This is a genomic window from Xanthomarina sp. GH4-25 (assembly GCF_045363175.1).
Lineage (GTDB): Bacteria > Bacteroidota > Bacteroidia > Flavobacteriales > Flavobacteriaceae > Xanthomarina.
On sequence record NZ_JBJFLO010000001.1, the window covers coordinates 499931 to 514633 of the forward strand.

A 14703-nucleotide genomic window follows, 5' to 3' on the forward strand; every position below is an offset into this window, starting at 1 on the left:
AAATCTTTTCGTTAAAACGAAAATATATCGGTTATGAAGGTGAATTCAATAAAAAAAAGCCAAGCTAAGCTTGACTTTTTTTATGCATTTATAGTGGGTATTCTTAATCTTCAACAAGGACCCAATCTCCTTTAGCAATCAAAGGTTCGGCTTGTTTGTATTTAAGCGTTTTATTTTCACCATTCATCACATGCTTGATAGTCACTTTGTCGTTTCTACCAATTTTTGGTCGGTCTCGAACAATGGTTTCTACAACCTCCTGTTGACGTTGTGTATTACCAGCTGCTCTATTTTGTGCAGAACGTTCATCCAGATTTGGAATCTCATCTTTTTGAGTTTTCAAATGTTCCTTTTTTCTAGGTTGTCTGGCTTCTTGAATCGCATTAGATTCTTCAGATGGTAGCTCTCCTTTAAACAAAAAGGAAATGACATCTTTATTCACTTGGTCAATCATGCCTTTAAATAACTCAAAAGCTTCAAACTTATAGATTAATAATGGATCTTTTTGCTCATGAACGGCTAATTGAACCGACTGCTTTAACTCATCCATTTTACGTAAATGTGTTTTCCAAGCGTCATCTATAATAGCAAGGGCAATGTTTTTTTCAAAATCTGTAATTAACTGTTTCCCTTCCGTTTCATAAGCTTTTTCTAAGTCGGTAACAACCTGCAAGGTTTTTACACCATCTGTAAAAGGAACGACGATGCGTTTAAATTTGTCACGTTGATTTTCATACACATTTTTAATAACAGGGAAAGCTGTTTCAGCATTTCGCGTCATTTTTTCTCTGTAATGCTTAAAGGCTTCTTTATATACCGTTGAAGCAATATCCTGAACCGATAATTTACTAAAATCTGAAGCCGAAATAGGGGAGCTCATCGAGAAGTAACGAATCAATTCAAATTCAAAGTTTTTATAATCGTTAGCTGCTTTATTAGCTTCTGCAATCCCTTCCGAAGTATCGTAAATCATATTAGCAATATCCACACGAAGACGTTCTCCAAATAAAGCGTGATGACGACGTTTGTAAACCACTTCACGTTGCGAGTTCATAACATCATCATACTCTAAAAGACGCTTACGTATTCCAAAGTTGTTTTCTTCTACTTTCTTTTGTGCACGTTCTATAGATTTTGAAATCATTGAATGCTGAATCACTTCACCTTCTTGTAATCCCATGCGATCCATCATTTTGGCAATACGTTCGCTACCAAAAAGACGCATTAAATTGTCTTCTAACGACACATAAAACTGCGAGCTTCCTGGGTCACCCTGACGTCCAGCACGACCACGTAACTGTCTGTCGACACGTCGGGAATCATGACGTTCGGTACCCACAATAGCAAGTCCGCCAGCTTTCTTAACAGCCTCACTTAATTTAATATCGGTTCCACGACCAGCCATATTGGTTGCAATAGTAACTTGTCCCGAATTTCCTGCTTCAGCAACAATGTCTGCTTCTTTTTTATGTTGTTTGGCGTTTAAGACATTATGAGATATTTTTCTAATGCTAAGCATCTTACCTAAAAGCTCTGAAATCTCAACAGAAGTGGTACCAATTAATACAGGTCTTCCTGCTTCCGAAAGTTTGGTTACCTCATCAATAACCGCATTGTATTTTTCACGTTTGGTTTTATAAACCAAATCGTCTCTGTCATCACGTGCAATAGGTCGGTTGGTTGGAATTTCAACCACATCTAATTTATAGATTTCCCAAAATTCACCAGCTTCAGTAACAGCAGTACCTGTCATACCAGACAGTTTTCTGTACATTCTAAAGTAATTCTGAAGTGTTACCGTCGCAAAGGTTTGGGTGGCATCTTCAATTTTCACATTCTCTTTGGCTTCAATGGCTTGGTGTAATCCATCGCTATAACGACGGCCATCCATAATACGTCCAGTTTGTTCATCGACAATCATTACTTTATTGTCCATAACCACATACTGAATGTCTTTTTCAAATAATGCGTAAGCTTTTAATAACTGATTTAAAGTGTGAATACGTTCAGACTTCACCCCAAAATCTCTAAATAAATCTTCTTTTAGATTAGCTTCTTCTTCTGAAGATAAATTTTGTGCTTCTATTTTGGCAATTTCAATACCAATTTCTGGCATCACAAAGAAATCTGGATTGTCTTTCCCCGATAAATATTCAATCCCTTTATCTGAAAGTTCAATCTGATTGTTTTTTTCCTCTATCACATAGTACAACTCGGCATCTACCTTAGGCATTTCTCGGTTGTTATCTGCCATGTAATGGTTTTCAGTTTTCTGAAGCAGTTGCTTGATCCCTTCTTCACTTAAAAACTTAATAAGGGCTTTGTTTTTAGGGATTCCTCTATAAGCTCTTAAAAGTTTAAATCCACCTTCTTTCGTATCACCTTCAGCAATAAGTTTTTTAGCTTCAGCTAAAACACCTGTTAAATATTTTCTTTGTACATCAACAATATCTTCAACTTTTGGTTTAAGTTCTGTAAACTCGTGTCTATCTCCTTGTGGAATAGGTCCTGAAATAATTAATGGGGTACGCGCATCATCAACCAATACCGAATCGACCTCATCGACAATAGCGTAGTGGTGTGGACGTTGTACCAAATCGTCTGGCGAATGTGCCATGTTATCACGTAAGTAATCGAAACCAAATTCGTTATTTGTTCCGTAGGTAATATCTGCTAAATACGCTTTTTTACGTGCAGCAGAATTAGGCTGATGGTAATCGATACAGTCGATACTCATACCATGGAATTGAAAAATAGGTGCCATCCAGGCGCTATCACGCTTGGCTAGATAATCGTTTACAGTAACCAAGTGAACGCCTTTGCCTGCAAGGGCATTTAAATACATAGGTAGTGTAGCCACTAAGGTTTTACCTTCACCAGTTTGCATCTCGGCAATTTTACCTTGGTGCATGGCAATACCTCCAATTAACTGCACATCGTAGTGTACCATGTCCCAGGTAATAGGTTTTCCAGCAGCATCCCAGGAGTTTGACCAGATGGCTTGATCGTTATTCAGCGTAACATAGTCGTTTTCTCCAGAAACTTCTCTATCGAAAGCACTGGCCGTTACGGTAATCTCTGTGTTATTAACAAAGCGTTTAGCGGTTTCCTTAACAACGGCAAATGCTTCTGGTAAGATGTCGTTTAAAACCCCTTCGGTTACCTCATATATCGTGTCTTTAATGCCATCTATTTCTAGATAAATATCTTCGCGAAGGTCAATATCTTCGGTCGTTTCAGCATCTTTTAGTAAAGCTTCTATTTTTTCGTTGTATGGCTTCCTGGCTTCTGCTATCTGGGCTTTAAAAGCAATAGTTTTTGCTCGTAAGGCATCATGCGAAAGCGCTTCTAAGGCAGCTTCGTAAGTTTTAATTTGGTTGACAATAGGCATGATTGCCTTAACGTCTTGTTTCGACTTATCGCCGACAAATACTTTTAGTACAGAATCTAAAAATGTCATGTGTTATTATTTTTAGTTGAATCAGCTATAAACTGATAAAATATAATTGTGTCCCTGTAGCGGTTTTACAACCCTCAAAGGTACGGTTTGTTATTAAGTTTCCCGAAAAATTAGACACAAAAAAAGTCTCTAGACGAGACTTTTTAATAATTTTTTACTTATTAGTATTCATCCTCATTCCAGAGGTAATCTTCGTCTGTTGGATAATCCGGCCAAATTTCTTGGATAGATTCATATTGGTCGCCTTCGTCTTCAATAGACTGAAGATTTTCAACGACTTCCAATGGTGCTCCAGTTCTAATTGAATAATCAATTAATTCATCTTTAGTTGCTGGCCAAGGCGCATCACTTAAGTAAGATGCTAATTCTAATGTCCAATACATTTTTTAATTGTTTTAATTTTCTGCAAAAATAAATTTTTAGTTCATATATACAAGAAAAAAAGCAATTAATTACACATCAATAAAAAGAACGTTTTTTCTCACTGTTTTTAATTAAAAACAAAAGGTGTTTTATTCAGTGATTTTTAAAAAAGCAAACAGATTAATATTTTTCGGGAATCCATTTAATCTCATCTGCTTCTAAGTCTGAAGACAACTTTCGTGCCAAGACAAAAAGATAGTCAGATAACCTGTTTAAATACATAAGGGTATTGGGTTCAATAGGCTCCAATTCGTTTAAAGCAGTGGCTAAACGTTCAGCTCTACGGCAGACACAGCGTGCAATATGACAGAATGACACCGTTTGATGCCCGCCAGGAAGCACGAAGTTTGTCATAGGAGGGAGACTGTCATTCATGTTGTCCATTTCTTTTTCTAAACGGACAATGTTCTCGTCTGATATCTTTGGAATATTCAAGCGTTCTTTCCCACTTTTAAGAATGGCTTTCTCTGGATCCGTGGCTAAAACAGCCCCAACGGTAAACAACCGATCTTGTATATGCGATAACAAATCTTTGTAAGCTTGCTGAATATCTTGGTCTTTTAATAAACCAATATGTGCGTTGAGTTCATCGACTGTGCCATAACTTTCAATACGTATATGATGCTTTGGAACTCGGGTGCCACCAAAGAGCGCCGTGGTTCCTTTATCTCCTGTTTTTGTGTAAATTTTCATGTGATAAAGTTAAAAGTAAAAAGTGAAAAGGCAAAAGGTTATAAGTTAAAAAGTAGGATACTTTATTTAAGAGCCATGAGCCAACTTGCTGTCATTGCGACGACAGCGGACGAAGCAATCTCATGAATGGGAAGCCGTATTAAACAGGTTGCCACGCTTCGCTCGCAATAACATTGTGTAGTTTGTTGATTGAGGTATTACAATCGAATTACAAAATCCTCCTTCACCTGTTCGGTTCTAAAAAACACCAATCCCCAAAAAAACGTATCGATCGTAACTGTAACTTGTGGGTGCTTCTTTATGGTTTCCCAGGCCTCTGTCATGCCTTCAGACCAATAAATGTCATCAAAAAGAAAAAGGGTGTCATTATGGATTTTTGGCAGGAGTTTGTCAAAATATCTTAAGGTTGCTTCTTTGTCATGGTTGCCATCAAAGAACACAAAATCGCAAGTCGTCTGTTCAAGAGCATCTAAATGCGTGTCAAAATCACCTACCAAGAAATTTATTGAGGCGTGATCTCCTAAATAGGTTTTAGCAGTCTTCGAAACCGTAGGGCAGCCTTCAATGGAAGTGATGTTTGCTTTTGGGTTCCCAAGATGTAGTGCTTGAGTGGCTATTCCTAAAGAGGTTCCTAACTCCAGGACATTTTGATATTCAAAATAGTTAGAGAGCCTAAAAAGTAGTTTGGCTCTTTTAAAGCTAGTTCCAGAATGTTTGGCAATAGAAGAAATAGCTCTAGAGCTATTATTTGTGACTTTGGAGCCAGACCCTAAATCTGTAATTTTAAGTAATTCTTTGTTGGCTAATAATGCTTTTCTATAGGCTTTTAAGTCTCGATACTCAGGATATTGGGTCTTGTTATAAAAACACTTAGTTACCAAATCATACACAAAAGGCGAGTGAACACCATGTTGGTTGGTGGACTTTAATAGGAATTGTATGTATTGTTTTTGTTGGTAAAACATATTTAAACTAGTAATTTCATAGTATAAAATTTGATGTCATTGCGGGGGAGTGACGATAGGAATGACGTGGCAATCTGTTACTTGATTGCGAAAGCATCATGAGATTGCCATGCTTCGCTCGCAATGACGGTCTTTTTTTTGTTTTATATTGTTTTATTGACACATCGACTCTTTGATTCATTGCGACTGAGACTGCAAACTATTTTCACTCCTCCAGCTTCGAACTCAATTCAAACCATCGCAGTTCTTTGTCCTCAATCTCGTCTAAAATGGTTTGGAGCTTTTGCGAGAGTTCTTGAATCTGCTCAGGACTCAGACTGTCATCGTGAAACTTGGCTTCCAAAGCGTTTTTATCGTATTCCAAGGAGCTTAACTTACTTTCAATATTTTTATACTCTTTCTGTTCGTTGTAAGAGAGCTTGTTATTGCTCTCCTTTTTCCAGTCTTTTTTGTCTTTTTTAGAATCGTTGCTCGCAGGTTCCTGCAGTCGACTATCTTCATACGTTCTATAGTCGCTATAATTTCCAGGAAAATCTTCAACAACACCTTCGCCTCTAAAAACAAATAAATGATCCACCACCTTATCCATAAAATACCGATCGTGAGAGACCACAATCAAACAACCTGGAAAATCCAGTAAGAAACTTTCCAAGACGTTTAGGGTAACAATATCTAAATCGTTTGTAGGCTCATCCAGAATTAAAAAGTTAGGATTCTGTATTAAAACCGTACATAAATACAAACGTTTGCGTTCGCCACCACTTAGTTTTTCAACAAAATCGTATTGCTTTTTACGGTCAAATAGAAAACGTTCCAACAATTGTTGTGCACTAATTTGTTTGCCTTTCTTTAGTGGTATATACTCCCCAAATTCTTTAATAACATCAATCACTTTCTGATTGGGTTTTACTGTAATCCCCGCTTGTGTATAGTAGCCAATTTTAATAGTGTCTCCTAAAACCACTTTTCCAGAATCGGGTTGTTGGGTTTGGGTGATGAGGTTTAAAAAGGTCGACTTTCCAGTGCCGTTTTTTCCAATAATCCCCAAACGTTCTCCTTTCTGAAAGATATAATCAAAACCGTCTAAGATGACTTTGTCTTTATAAGACTTAGAAATTTTATGAAGTTCAATAATTTTACTCCCCAAGCGCTCCATGTTTAATTCCAGTTGAATCTCATGGTCGTTACGGCGTTGCTGTGCTTTGTATTTGATATCGTGAAAATCGTCAATACGCGATTTCGACTTCGTTGTTCTGGCTTTGGGCTGCTTGCGCATCCAGTCCAGTTCTTTTTTAAAGAGCTGTTTGGTTTTGCCAAGCTCTACCGCTTCATTTTCTATTCGGGCATCTCTTTTTTCAAGGTAATACGAATAATTTCCTTTATAAGTATATAGTTGCCCTTGATCGAGCTCGATTATTTCATTGCACACGCGTTCTAAAAAATACCTGTCGTGGGTGACCATAAACAGAGTCATTTGTTCCTTGGCAAAAAAATCTTCCAGCCATTCAATCATCTCTAAATCTAAATGATTGGTAGGCTCATCTAAAATCAACAGGTCTGGTTTTTTAAGAAGTGCTATGGCTAAGGCCAGTCTTTTTTTCTGACCACCGGAAAGCGTGCTCACTTTTTGATTGAGATTTTCCAGTTTGAGCTGAAATAATATTTGTTTGTATTGGGTTTCAAAATCCCAAGCCTGATGGCTGTCCATTTCCTCAAAAGCTTTCTGGTAAGATTCAGCATCTTCAGGGGTTTCTAAAGCTTTTTCGTAGGCTTTAATAACATCTAAGATGGGGTTTTTAGTATCGAAAATAGCCGCTTCAACCGTGAGGTTGTTGTTCAGTTCCGGATCTTGAGATAAAAAGGCCACCTGAATGTCTTTTCTATAAATAATGCTTCCTGTATCTGGGGTGTCTTTCCCAGACAGCATGTTTAAAATAGATGTTTTTCCAGTACCATTTTTAGCAACAAAAGCTATTTTCTGGTCTTTATGGATACTAAAAGAAAGATTTTGGAAGAGATTTAGCTCCCCATAAGATTTCGCTATGTTTTCAACAGTAAGATAATTCAAGAGAGCTATGTTTTTTGCAAATAAACGTATAAAAACCAAAATTAACTACATTAGTTTTGATATTCCTATCGAAAAGTTATATTTGTGAATAAACTATAAAACACCTCATGAAGAAGCCCTTCGGTCTTGTGTGCCTGATTGTCACTCTGGCATTGATGTCTTGTATTCCAAACAAAGATTTGGTCTATTTGCAAAACCTAGAAACCGCTACAGACAGCACGCAAGTGATTACTGAAACACAAAAGCCTTATCGCATTCAAATTAACGATATTTTAAATATTCGGGTCAAGGCTATGGATCAAGAAAATATTCAGATTTTCAACCCGGTTGGTGAAGAAAAATTAAATGCCTCTGGTGACGAGCGTGCTTTTTTTGATGGGTTTACGGTCGATTTGCATGGAAATATTCGTATTCCTGTTTTAGGGGAAATCAATGTCTTGGGCTATACCACAGAGGAAATAGAGCAACTCATTGAAAAAAAATTATTAGAAGAAGAGTTTAAAGAAACGGCTAATATTTTTGTCTCTGTCAAGCTAACAGGGTTAAGATATACTGTTAATGGAGAAGTAGGAAATACTGGAACTAAAACCTTATACCAAGCCAGAGTCAATATCTTTGAGGCTTTGGCCAATGCTGGAGATATTGAGATTACTGGAAACCGAAAAGATGTGTTGATTATCCGGCAGTACCCACAAGGTCAACAAATTCATCACGTGAATTTATTGGATATAAAAGTCATGCAATCGCCCTATTATTACATCCAGCCCAACGATATTATTTATGTTAAGCCCTTAAAACAAAAGTCTTGGGGCACTGGAACTACAGGAATGCAAACTATGGCCACCATTATCACAGCCTTGTCTTTAGTGACAACGACCCTTTTATTAATTGATAAAATATAATCCATGTCCACAGAGGAAAATTTCGACATAGATTCTAGTGAATCAAAACAAATGAGTTTCGATTTTAGAGGCTTTTTATTTAAAGTGCTTAATTTATGGAAGCTAGTTTTGTTATGCATTGGCACAGCATTGATCATCGCTTATTTTATCAATGTCCGTAAGCAGAATGTCTTCAAATTATCTTCATTAATTTCGGTTGAGAACGACCAAAACCCATTTTTTACTGCCAATACCAGTATTTCTTTTAATTGGGGAGGGGTATCAGGAAAAATGGGAAAGACTATTACTACTTTAAAGACAAGAACGCACAATGAAAAAGTAGTGGATTCCTTGCAGTATTATATGGAGTATTTAGTCGAAGGAAAATACAGAAAATTAGATATCTACAAACAAGCCCCTTTTGAAGTCCAGCTCGATATGCAAAAACCTCAGGTTTTAGGGCAATATATTGGAATCCGTTTTTTAAATGATACAACTTATGAAATTTTTACACAATTTGAAAAGGAACATGGTTCAGGTCAACGGTATGATACTAAACAGAAGCTGCCTATAAACTTACCTGTTGGAGCTTTTAATAAAACCTTTCAAATAGGAGAACCAGTACATTTACCCTTTTTCAGTGGCACCCTGGAATTAAGACCTAATAAACTAATTAGTCCAAATTCTGAATTTTATATTCGCTTTTCAAATTTTGATGGCATAGTAAATACATATCAAAGAGGAATAGCAGTAACGCCTTTTAATAGTAATTCAGCATCAGTTTTAGTGTTAACTCTTGGGGGTACCAATAAAGCAAAAATTGTCGATTATTTAAATGCCACTACGGTTATATTGAGTCGCACAGAGTTAGAGCGTAAAAATCAGTATGCTAAAAACACCATCAAATTCATCGATAGCAGTTTGGCAGCAGTCAATGTCAGTTTAAAAGATGTGTCTGAGGAGATGAATGATTTTCGAAAGAAAAACAAGGTTTTCGATGTAGGGGCAGAAATGAATGATATCTCTTCCAAATTGAAAGGTTTTGAACTTCAAAAAGAAACGGAAGAGGCCAAACTGAATTATTTAAATTCTTTAGAAAAATATTTAAGAACGAAGACGGATTATACACAAATAGCAGCACCTACTTCAGTAGGTATAAGTGAAGGAAACATTTTGACTAGTGTGGGTAAAATAACAGGCTTGGCCATTGAGCGTCAAAGTTTGGAATACACCACCCGAGAGGGCTCTGACCTTTTTAAGGATATTGACAGACGGATCGATGCTGAAAAAAATGTGCTCCTTGAAACCATTCAAGCCACTAAAAGCACCATCAACATTCAATTAAACACCTTGAATAGAAACATTGCCATCTTTGAAGGCAAATTAAGCGAATTACCAGAAGATCAGCAGGAGTATTTAAAAATTCAACGGAAATTAGATATCAGCCAGGAAGCCTATAATGTTTATATGGATAAGCGCAGTGAAGCTGCCATTGTCAAAGCAGCTAACATTTCGGATATAAGCATTATAGATGAAGCCAAAGATATTGGGGGTGGTTTGATAGGTCCAAACAAGTCATTAAATTACATGATGGCCTTGATGATTGGCTTTTTTGCTCCTATGTTTCTCATCTTTATCATCTTTTTATTGGACAATACCATCCATGGCTCCGATGAAATTGAACGCTTATCCAATATCCCCATCATTGGTTTGATAGGTAAATACCGGTATCATAATAATTTGGTGGTCTTTGAGAAACCTAAATCTGCGGTGGCAGAATCCTTTCGCTCGATCCGGTCTAGTTTGCAATTTATTTTAAACAAACAACCCAGTGAAGGGGGGAGAACCATCATGATTACTTCTTCGGTGTCTGGTGAAGGAAAAACCTTTTGTTCCATCAATATTGCTACGGTCTATGCTTTAAGTGGGAAGAAAACCATTTTATTAGGCCTGGATTTACGGAAGCCCAAAATCTTTGACGATTTTGGTTTAACAAACGATAATGGTATTGTGAATTATTTTATTGGTGAAAAATCGTTTGAAGAGGTCAATAATCACACCCATATTGAAAATTTAGATGTGGTTCCTGCTGGGCCTATTCCTCCAAACCCCTCCGAATTATTGATGGGGGACAAGCTAAAATCGCTTATTGAGAAGTTACGTCTGGAATACGATATTATTATATTAGATACACCACCCTTAGGCTTGGTGACCGATGCTTTGGAGTTGGTAAAATATGCAGACACCTCTATTTTTATGGTACGTTTGGACTATACAAAGAAAGGCATGTTACAACTCATCAATGCCAAACACCGTGCAGGAGAAATTAAGAACATCCATATAGTCTTAAACTTTTACAAGCATAAAACCAATCATAATTATGGCTATGGCTATGGTTATGGCTATGGCTATGGCTATGGCGTTTATGGCAATGCCTATCATGAGTCCGGAAATAAAAGTGTGTTTAAAAAGGTGAAAGCCTTTTTAAAAAGAATATAGGTGGCAGTTGTGTGTAGAGAGTGTTTGATGTTTCGAGAACATGGATCCGAATGTCATAAACGCATGAAATCATTGCCAATAAAACAAGAAGCTATTAATTAATTATATATAAGTATGAGTACAGATAACATTGCCATTATAGGCTTGGGTTATGTGGGTTTGCCTTTAGCGGTAGAATTTGCCAAAAAATACCCCGTAGTTGGGTTCGATATCAATGTCAAACGGATTACCGAATTACAAGCAGGTACAGACCGAACTTTGGAAGTAGAAGACACTTATTTAAAGCAGGTGTTGTCTGTAGATAACAACGGGCAGACAGGTCTTTATGTCACCAATCAATTAGAAGCTTTAAAAAAGGCAAATGTGTACATCATTACGGTGCCAACCCCAACAGATGAGTTAAATAAACCCATTTTCACACCTCTAATAAAAGCCAGTGAAAGTATTGGAGCTGTCTTAAAAAAAGGCGATATCGTTATTTACGAATCCACGGTATATCCGGGTGTTACCGAAGATATCTGTGTGCCAATTTTAGAGGCTGTTTCAGGATTAACCTTCAATACCGATTTTTATGCAGGGTATTCTCCAGAGCGTATCAACCCGGGAGATAAAAAACACACGGTTACTAAAATATTAAAGGTCACCTCTGGTTCCACACCAGAGATTGCCATAGTCATCGATAATTTATATAAATCCATCATCACAGCAGGGACTCACATGGCGCCTTCCATTAAAGTGGCTGAGGCTGCCAAAGTGATTGAAAACTCACAACGCGATATTAATATTGCTTTTGTCAATGAGCTCTCTAAAATTTTCAGGCTCCTAAACATCGATACCAAAGCCGTATTAGAAGCTGCAGGCACCAAGTGGAATTTTATCAATTTTACTCCGGGATTGGTTGGAGGACATTGTATTGGGGTCGATCCATATTACTTGGCTCAAAAAGCCATAGAATCGGGTTACAATCCAGAGATTATATTGGCTGGAAGGAAGATGAACGACAGCATGGGATCATACGTTGCCACAGAAACGGTGAAAATGATGATTAAAAAAGGAGCGACTATTAAAGGGGCAAAGGTGTTGGTTTTAGGAATCACCTTTAAAGAAAACTGTCCGGATATTCGTAATTCCAGAGTGATTGATATCATTAGAGAATTTGAAAGCTATGATGTTAATGTCGATGTATTCGATCCATGGGCCTCATCAGAAGAGGTAAAAGAAGAGTATGGTTTTGATTTGCTTTGTGATAAGAAGGAAATCAGCGAAAATTATGATGCCGTTGTTTTGGCTGTTAGCCATAAAGAGTTTCTTAAAATAAATTTACAAAAGTTAAAATCTCCCATTGGAGTTATTTTCGATGTCAAGTCTTTATTACCGAAGCATACGGTGGACGGGAGGTTGTAATTTACTGTCATTGCGAGCCTGCCGGCAGGCAGGCTCGCAATGACGTTAAAAAAAAGCGCTCGCAATGACAATAATATATAAGTATATAATCATGTATAAAAACCCATATCACAATCAAGATTTATCAACTTTAAAATTTCTAGTTACCGGTGGAGCCGGGTTCATCGGTTCTAATTTAGTAGCATACCTCCTAAAACACGGCGCTAAAAAAGTACGAGTATTAGACAATTTTTCTAATGGGTATCGAGAGAACCTCACAGAATTTGAAGCAAACCCTGCTTTTGAATTATTAGAAGGCGATATTCGAGATCTAGCAACCTGCAAACAAGCTCTGGAAGACATCGATTACGTGAGTCATCAAGCAGCTTTAGGCTCTGTGCCTCGTTCTATAAACGATCCTGCAACCACCAATGACGTGAATATCTCTGGCTTTTTAAACATGATGATCGCTTTAAAGGATAGTTCTACCGTAAAACGTATGGTTTATGCAGCATCCAGTTCCACTTATGGCGATAGCAAAAGCTTGCCTAAAGTAGAAGCGCATATAGGAAAACCATTGTCACCCTATGCGGTAACTAAGTATGTAAACGAACTCTATGCCGATGTCTTTGGTAAAACCTATGGCACCGATGTGGTTGGCTTACGCTATTTTAATGTGTTTGGTCCTAAGCAAAGTCCGAATGGGGCTTATGCAGCCGTGATTCCATTATTCATGCAAGCTCTAAAAGATAAAAAGGCACCAACCATCAATGGCGATGGCGAACAAACCCGCGATTTTACCTTTGTAGCCAATGCCGTTCAAGCCAATGTAAAAGGCTTTTTTGCTTCCAAAGAAGCCAGTAACGAGGTGTTTAATGTGGCTTGTGGCGAACGTATTTCAGTCAATTATTTATGGGAGTCCTTAAATCAAGCAGCAAATGCCAATTTAAAAGCCATTCATGGACCAGACCGTCAAGGCGATGTGCGAGATTCTTTGGCTGATATTTCTAAGGCTGAGAAGTTGTTGGGGTACCAACCAGAATATTCAGTCGGACAAGGCCTCAAAATCACTTGGGATTATTTTAATTCATAGGCATAAGGGATATAGGTGTTTGTCATTCAGAAGGAGCATTTTTGCGACTGAAGAATCTATAGTGTAGACAGTCAGAGATTCTTCGCTTACACTCTGAATGACATGAGAGATTCTTCGCTACGCTCTGAATGACAAGGGGGCTCTGAATGACATGAGAGATTCTTCGTTCCACTACGTTTCACTCTGAATGACAATGGTGCTCTGAATGACAATGGTGTTCTGAATGACATTAGAGATTCTTTAATTTTCCAACGTGCCATCTGGCCTCATCGCTAAAATAGTCCACAGGACTATTTTTTTACGCTCGATCCTGCTCTGAATGACAATGGCGCTCTGAAAGACATTAGAGATTCTTCGTTCCACTGCGTTTCACTCTGAATGACAATGATTGTGTCATTCAGAAGGAGCATTTTTGCGACTGAAGAATCTATAGAGTAGACAGTCAGAGATTCTTCGCTTACACTCTGAATGACATGAGAGATTCTTCACTATGCTCTGAATGACTATGGTGTTCTGAATGACAATGGCGCTCTGAATGACATTAGAGATTCTTTAATTTTCCAACGCGCCATCTGGCCTCATCGCTAAAATAGTCCACAGGACTATTTTTTTACGCTCGATCCTGCTCTGAATGACAAGGAGACTCTGAATGACATGAGAGATTCTTCGCTATGCTCTGAATGACAAGGGGGCTCTGAATGACATGAGAGATTCTTCGTTCCACTGCGTTTCACTTTGAATGACAAGGGGACTCTGAATGACATGAGAGATTCTTCGTTCCACTGCGTTTCACTCTGAATGACAATGGCGACCTGAATGACAATGGCGCTCTGAATGACATTAGAGATTCTTCGTTCCACTGCGTTTCACTCTGAATGACAAGGGGGACTCTGAATGACATTAGAGATTCTTCGTTCCACTGCGTTTCACCCTGAATGACAATAGTGTTCTGAATGACATGAGAGATTCTTCGTTCCACTACGTTTCACTCTGAATGACAATGGGGCTCTGAATGACATTAGAGATTCTTCGTTCCACTGCGTTTCACTCTGAATGACAATGGTTGTGTCATTCAGAAGGAGCATTTTTGCGACTGAAGAATCTATAGTGTAGACAGTCAGAGATTCTTCGCTATGCTCTGAATGACAATGGTGCTCTGAATGGCAAGGGGACTCTGAATGACAAGGGCGACCTGAATGACATAAAAAAAAGCGAACACTTTCATGTTCGCTTTTAAC

Annotated in this window: 9 protein-coding genes; 4 read left to right on the forward strand and 5 right to left on the reverse strand. The window is 37.9% G+C overall.

Going from position 1 to position 14703, the window contains the following annotated elements; translation table 11 throughout:
• Positions 1 to 103: 103 nt before the first annotated feature.
• The 5 genes from secA to ACI5KZ_RS02355 all read right to left on the reverse strand — a co-directional run bounded on the left by secA (position 104) and on the right by ACI5KZ_RS02355 (position 7609).
• Positions 104 to 3460: a preprotein translocase subunit SecA gene (secA, locus tag ACI5KZ_RS02335; protein ID WP_109307913.1), complete on the reverse strand. Its 3357-nt coding sequence runs from the start codon at positions 3458 to 3460 to the stop codon at positions 104 to 106.
• Between the two features lie 161 nt (positions 3461 to 3621).
• Positions 3622 to 3843 carry a DUF2795 domain-containing protein gene (locus ACI5KZ_RS02340; RefSeq protein WP_007648604.1) on the reverse strand — a complete coding sequence of 74 codons (222 nt, stop codon included), beginning with the start codon at positions 3841 to 3843 and terminating at the stop codon, positions 3622 to 3624.
• 160 nt (positions 3844 to 4003) lie between these two features.
• On the reverse strand, positions 4004 to 4576 hold the full coding sequence (locus tag ACI5KZ_RS02345; RefSeq protein WP_406846758.1) for a cob(I)yrinic acid a,c-diamide adenosyltransferase: 573 nt from the start codon (positions 4574 to 4576) through the stop codon (positions 4004 to 4006).
• 197 nt (positions 4577 to 4773) lie between these two features.
• On the reverse strand, positions 4774 to 5541 hold the full coding sequence (locus ACI5KZ_RS02350; protein WP_406846759.1) for an O-methyltransferase: 768 nt from the start codon (positions 5539 to 5541) through the stop codon (positions 4774 to 4776).
• 205 nt (positions 5542 to 5746) lie between these two features.
• Positions 5747 to 7609 carry an ABC-F family ATP-binding cassette domain-containing protein gene (locus tag ACI5KZ_RS02355; RefSeq protein ID WP_406846760.1) on the reverse strand — a complete coding sequence of 621 codons (1863 nt, stop codon included), beginning with the start codon at positions 7607 to 7609 and terminating at the stop codon, positions 5747 to 5749.
• A 107-nt stretch (positions 7610 to 7716) separates the two neighbouring features.
• Here ACI5KZ_RS02355 and ACI5KZ_RS02360 point away from each other — a divergent pair, with 107 nt between their 5' ends.
• The 4 genes from ACI5KZ_RS02360 to ACI5KZ_RS02375 all read left to right on the forward strand — a co-directional run bounded on the left by ACI5KZ_RS02360 (position 7717) and on the right by ACI5KZ_RS02375 (position 13465).
• Positions 7717 to 8511 (forward strand): polysaccharide biosynthesis/export family protein, encoded by a 795-nt coding sequence (locus ACI5KZ_RS02360; RefSeq protein WP_406846761.1) that lies wholly within the window; start codon positions 7717 to 7719, stop codon positions 8509 to 8511.
• A gap of 3 nt (positions 8512 to 8514) precedes the next feature.
• A complete protein-coding gene (locus ACI5KZ_RS02365) occupies positions 8515 to 10989 on the forward strand; it encodes a polysaccharide biosynthesis tyrosine autokinase (RefSeq protein WP_406846762.1) in 2475 nt (824 codons plus the stop codon).
• A 114-nt stretch (positions 10990 to 11103) separates the two neighbouring features.
• A complete protein-coding gene (locus tag ACI5KZ_RS02370) occupies positions 11104 to 12393 on the forward strand; it encodes a nucleotide sugar dehydrogenase (RefSeq protein WP_406846763.1) in 1290 nt (429 codons plus the stop codon).
• A gap of 91 nt (positions 12394 to 12484) precedes the next feature.
• Entirely contained in the window at positions 12485 to 13465 is a 981-nt protein-coding gene (locus ACI5KZ_RS02375; RefSeq protein ID WP_406846815.1) for an SDR family oxidoreductase, read from the forward strand.
• Positions 13466 to 14703: the final 1238 nt, after the last annotated feature.

What these genes read in the sequence shown, in the direction of transcription:
- secA (WP_109307913.1), bottom strand. Translation starts at nt 3,460, where the DNA reads ATGACATTTTTAGATTCTGTACTAAAAGTATTTGTCGGCGATAAGTCG.
- ACI5KZ_RS02340 (WP_007648604.1), bottom strand. Translation starts at nt 3,843, where the DNA reads ATGTATTGGACATTAGAATTAGCATCTTACTTAAGTGATGCGCCTTGG.
- ACI5KZ_RS02345 (WP_406846758.1), bottom strand. Translation starts at nt 4,576, where the DNA reads ATGAAAATTTACACAAAAACAGGAGATAAAGGAACCACGGCGCTCTTT.
- ACI5KZ_RS02350 (WP_406846759.1), bottom strand. Translation starts at nt 5,541, where the DNA reads ATGTTTTACCAACAAAAACAATACATACAATTCCTATTAAAGTCCACC.
- ACI5KZ_RS02360 (WP_406846761.1), top strand. Translation starts at nt 7,717, where the DNA reads ATGAAGAAGCCCTTCGGTCTTGTGTGCCTGATTGTCACTCTGGCATTG.
- ACI5KZ_RS02365 (WP_406846762.1), top strand. Translation starts at nt 8,515, where the DNA reads ATGTCCACAGAGGAAAATTTCGACATAGATTCTAGTGAATCAAAACAA.
- ACI5KZ_RS02370 (WP_406846763.1), top strand. Translation starts at nt 11,104, where the DNA reads ATGAGTACAGATAACATTGCCATTATAGGCTTGGGTTATGTGGGTTTG.
- ACI5KZ_RS02375 (WP_406846815.1), top strand. Translation starts at nt 12,485, where the DNA reads ATGTATAAAAACCCATATCACAATCAAGATTTATCAACTTTAAAATTT.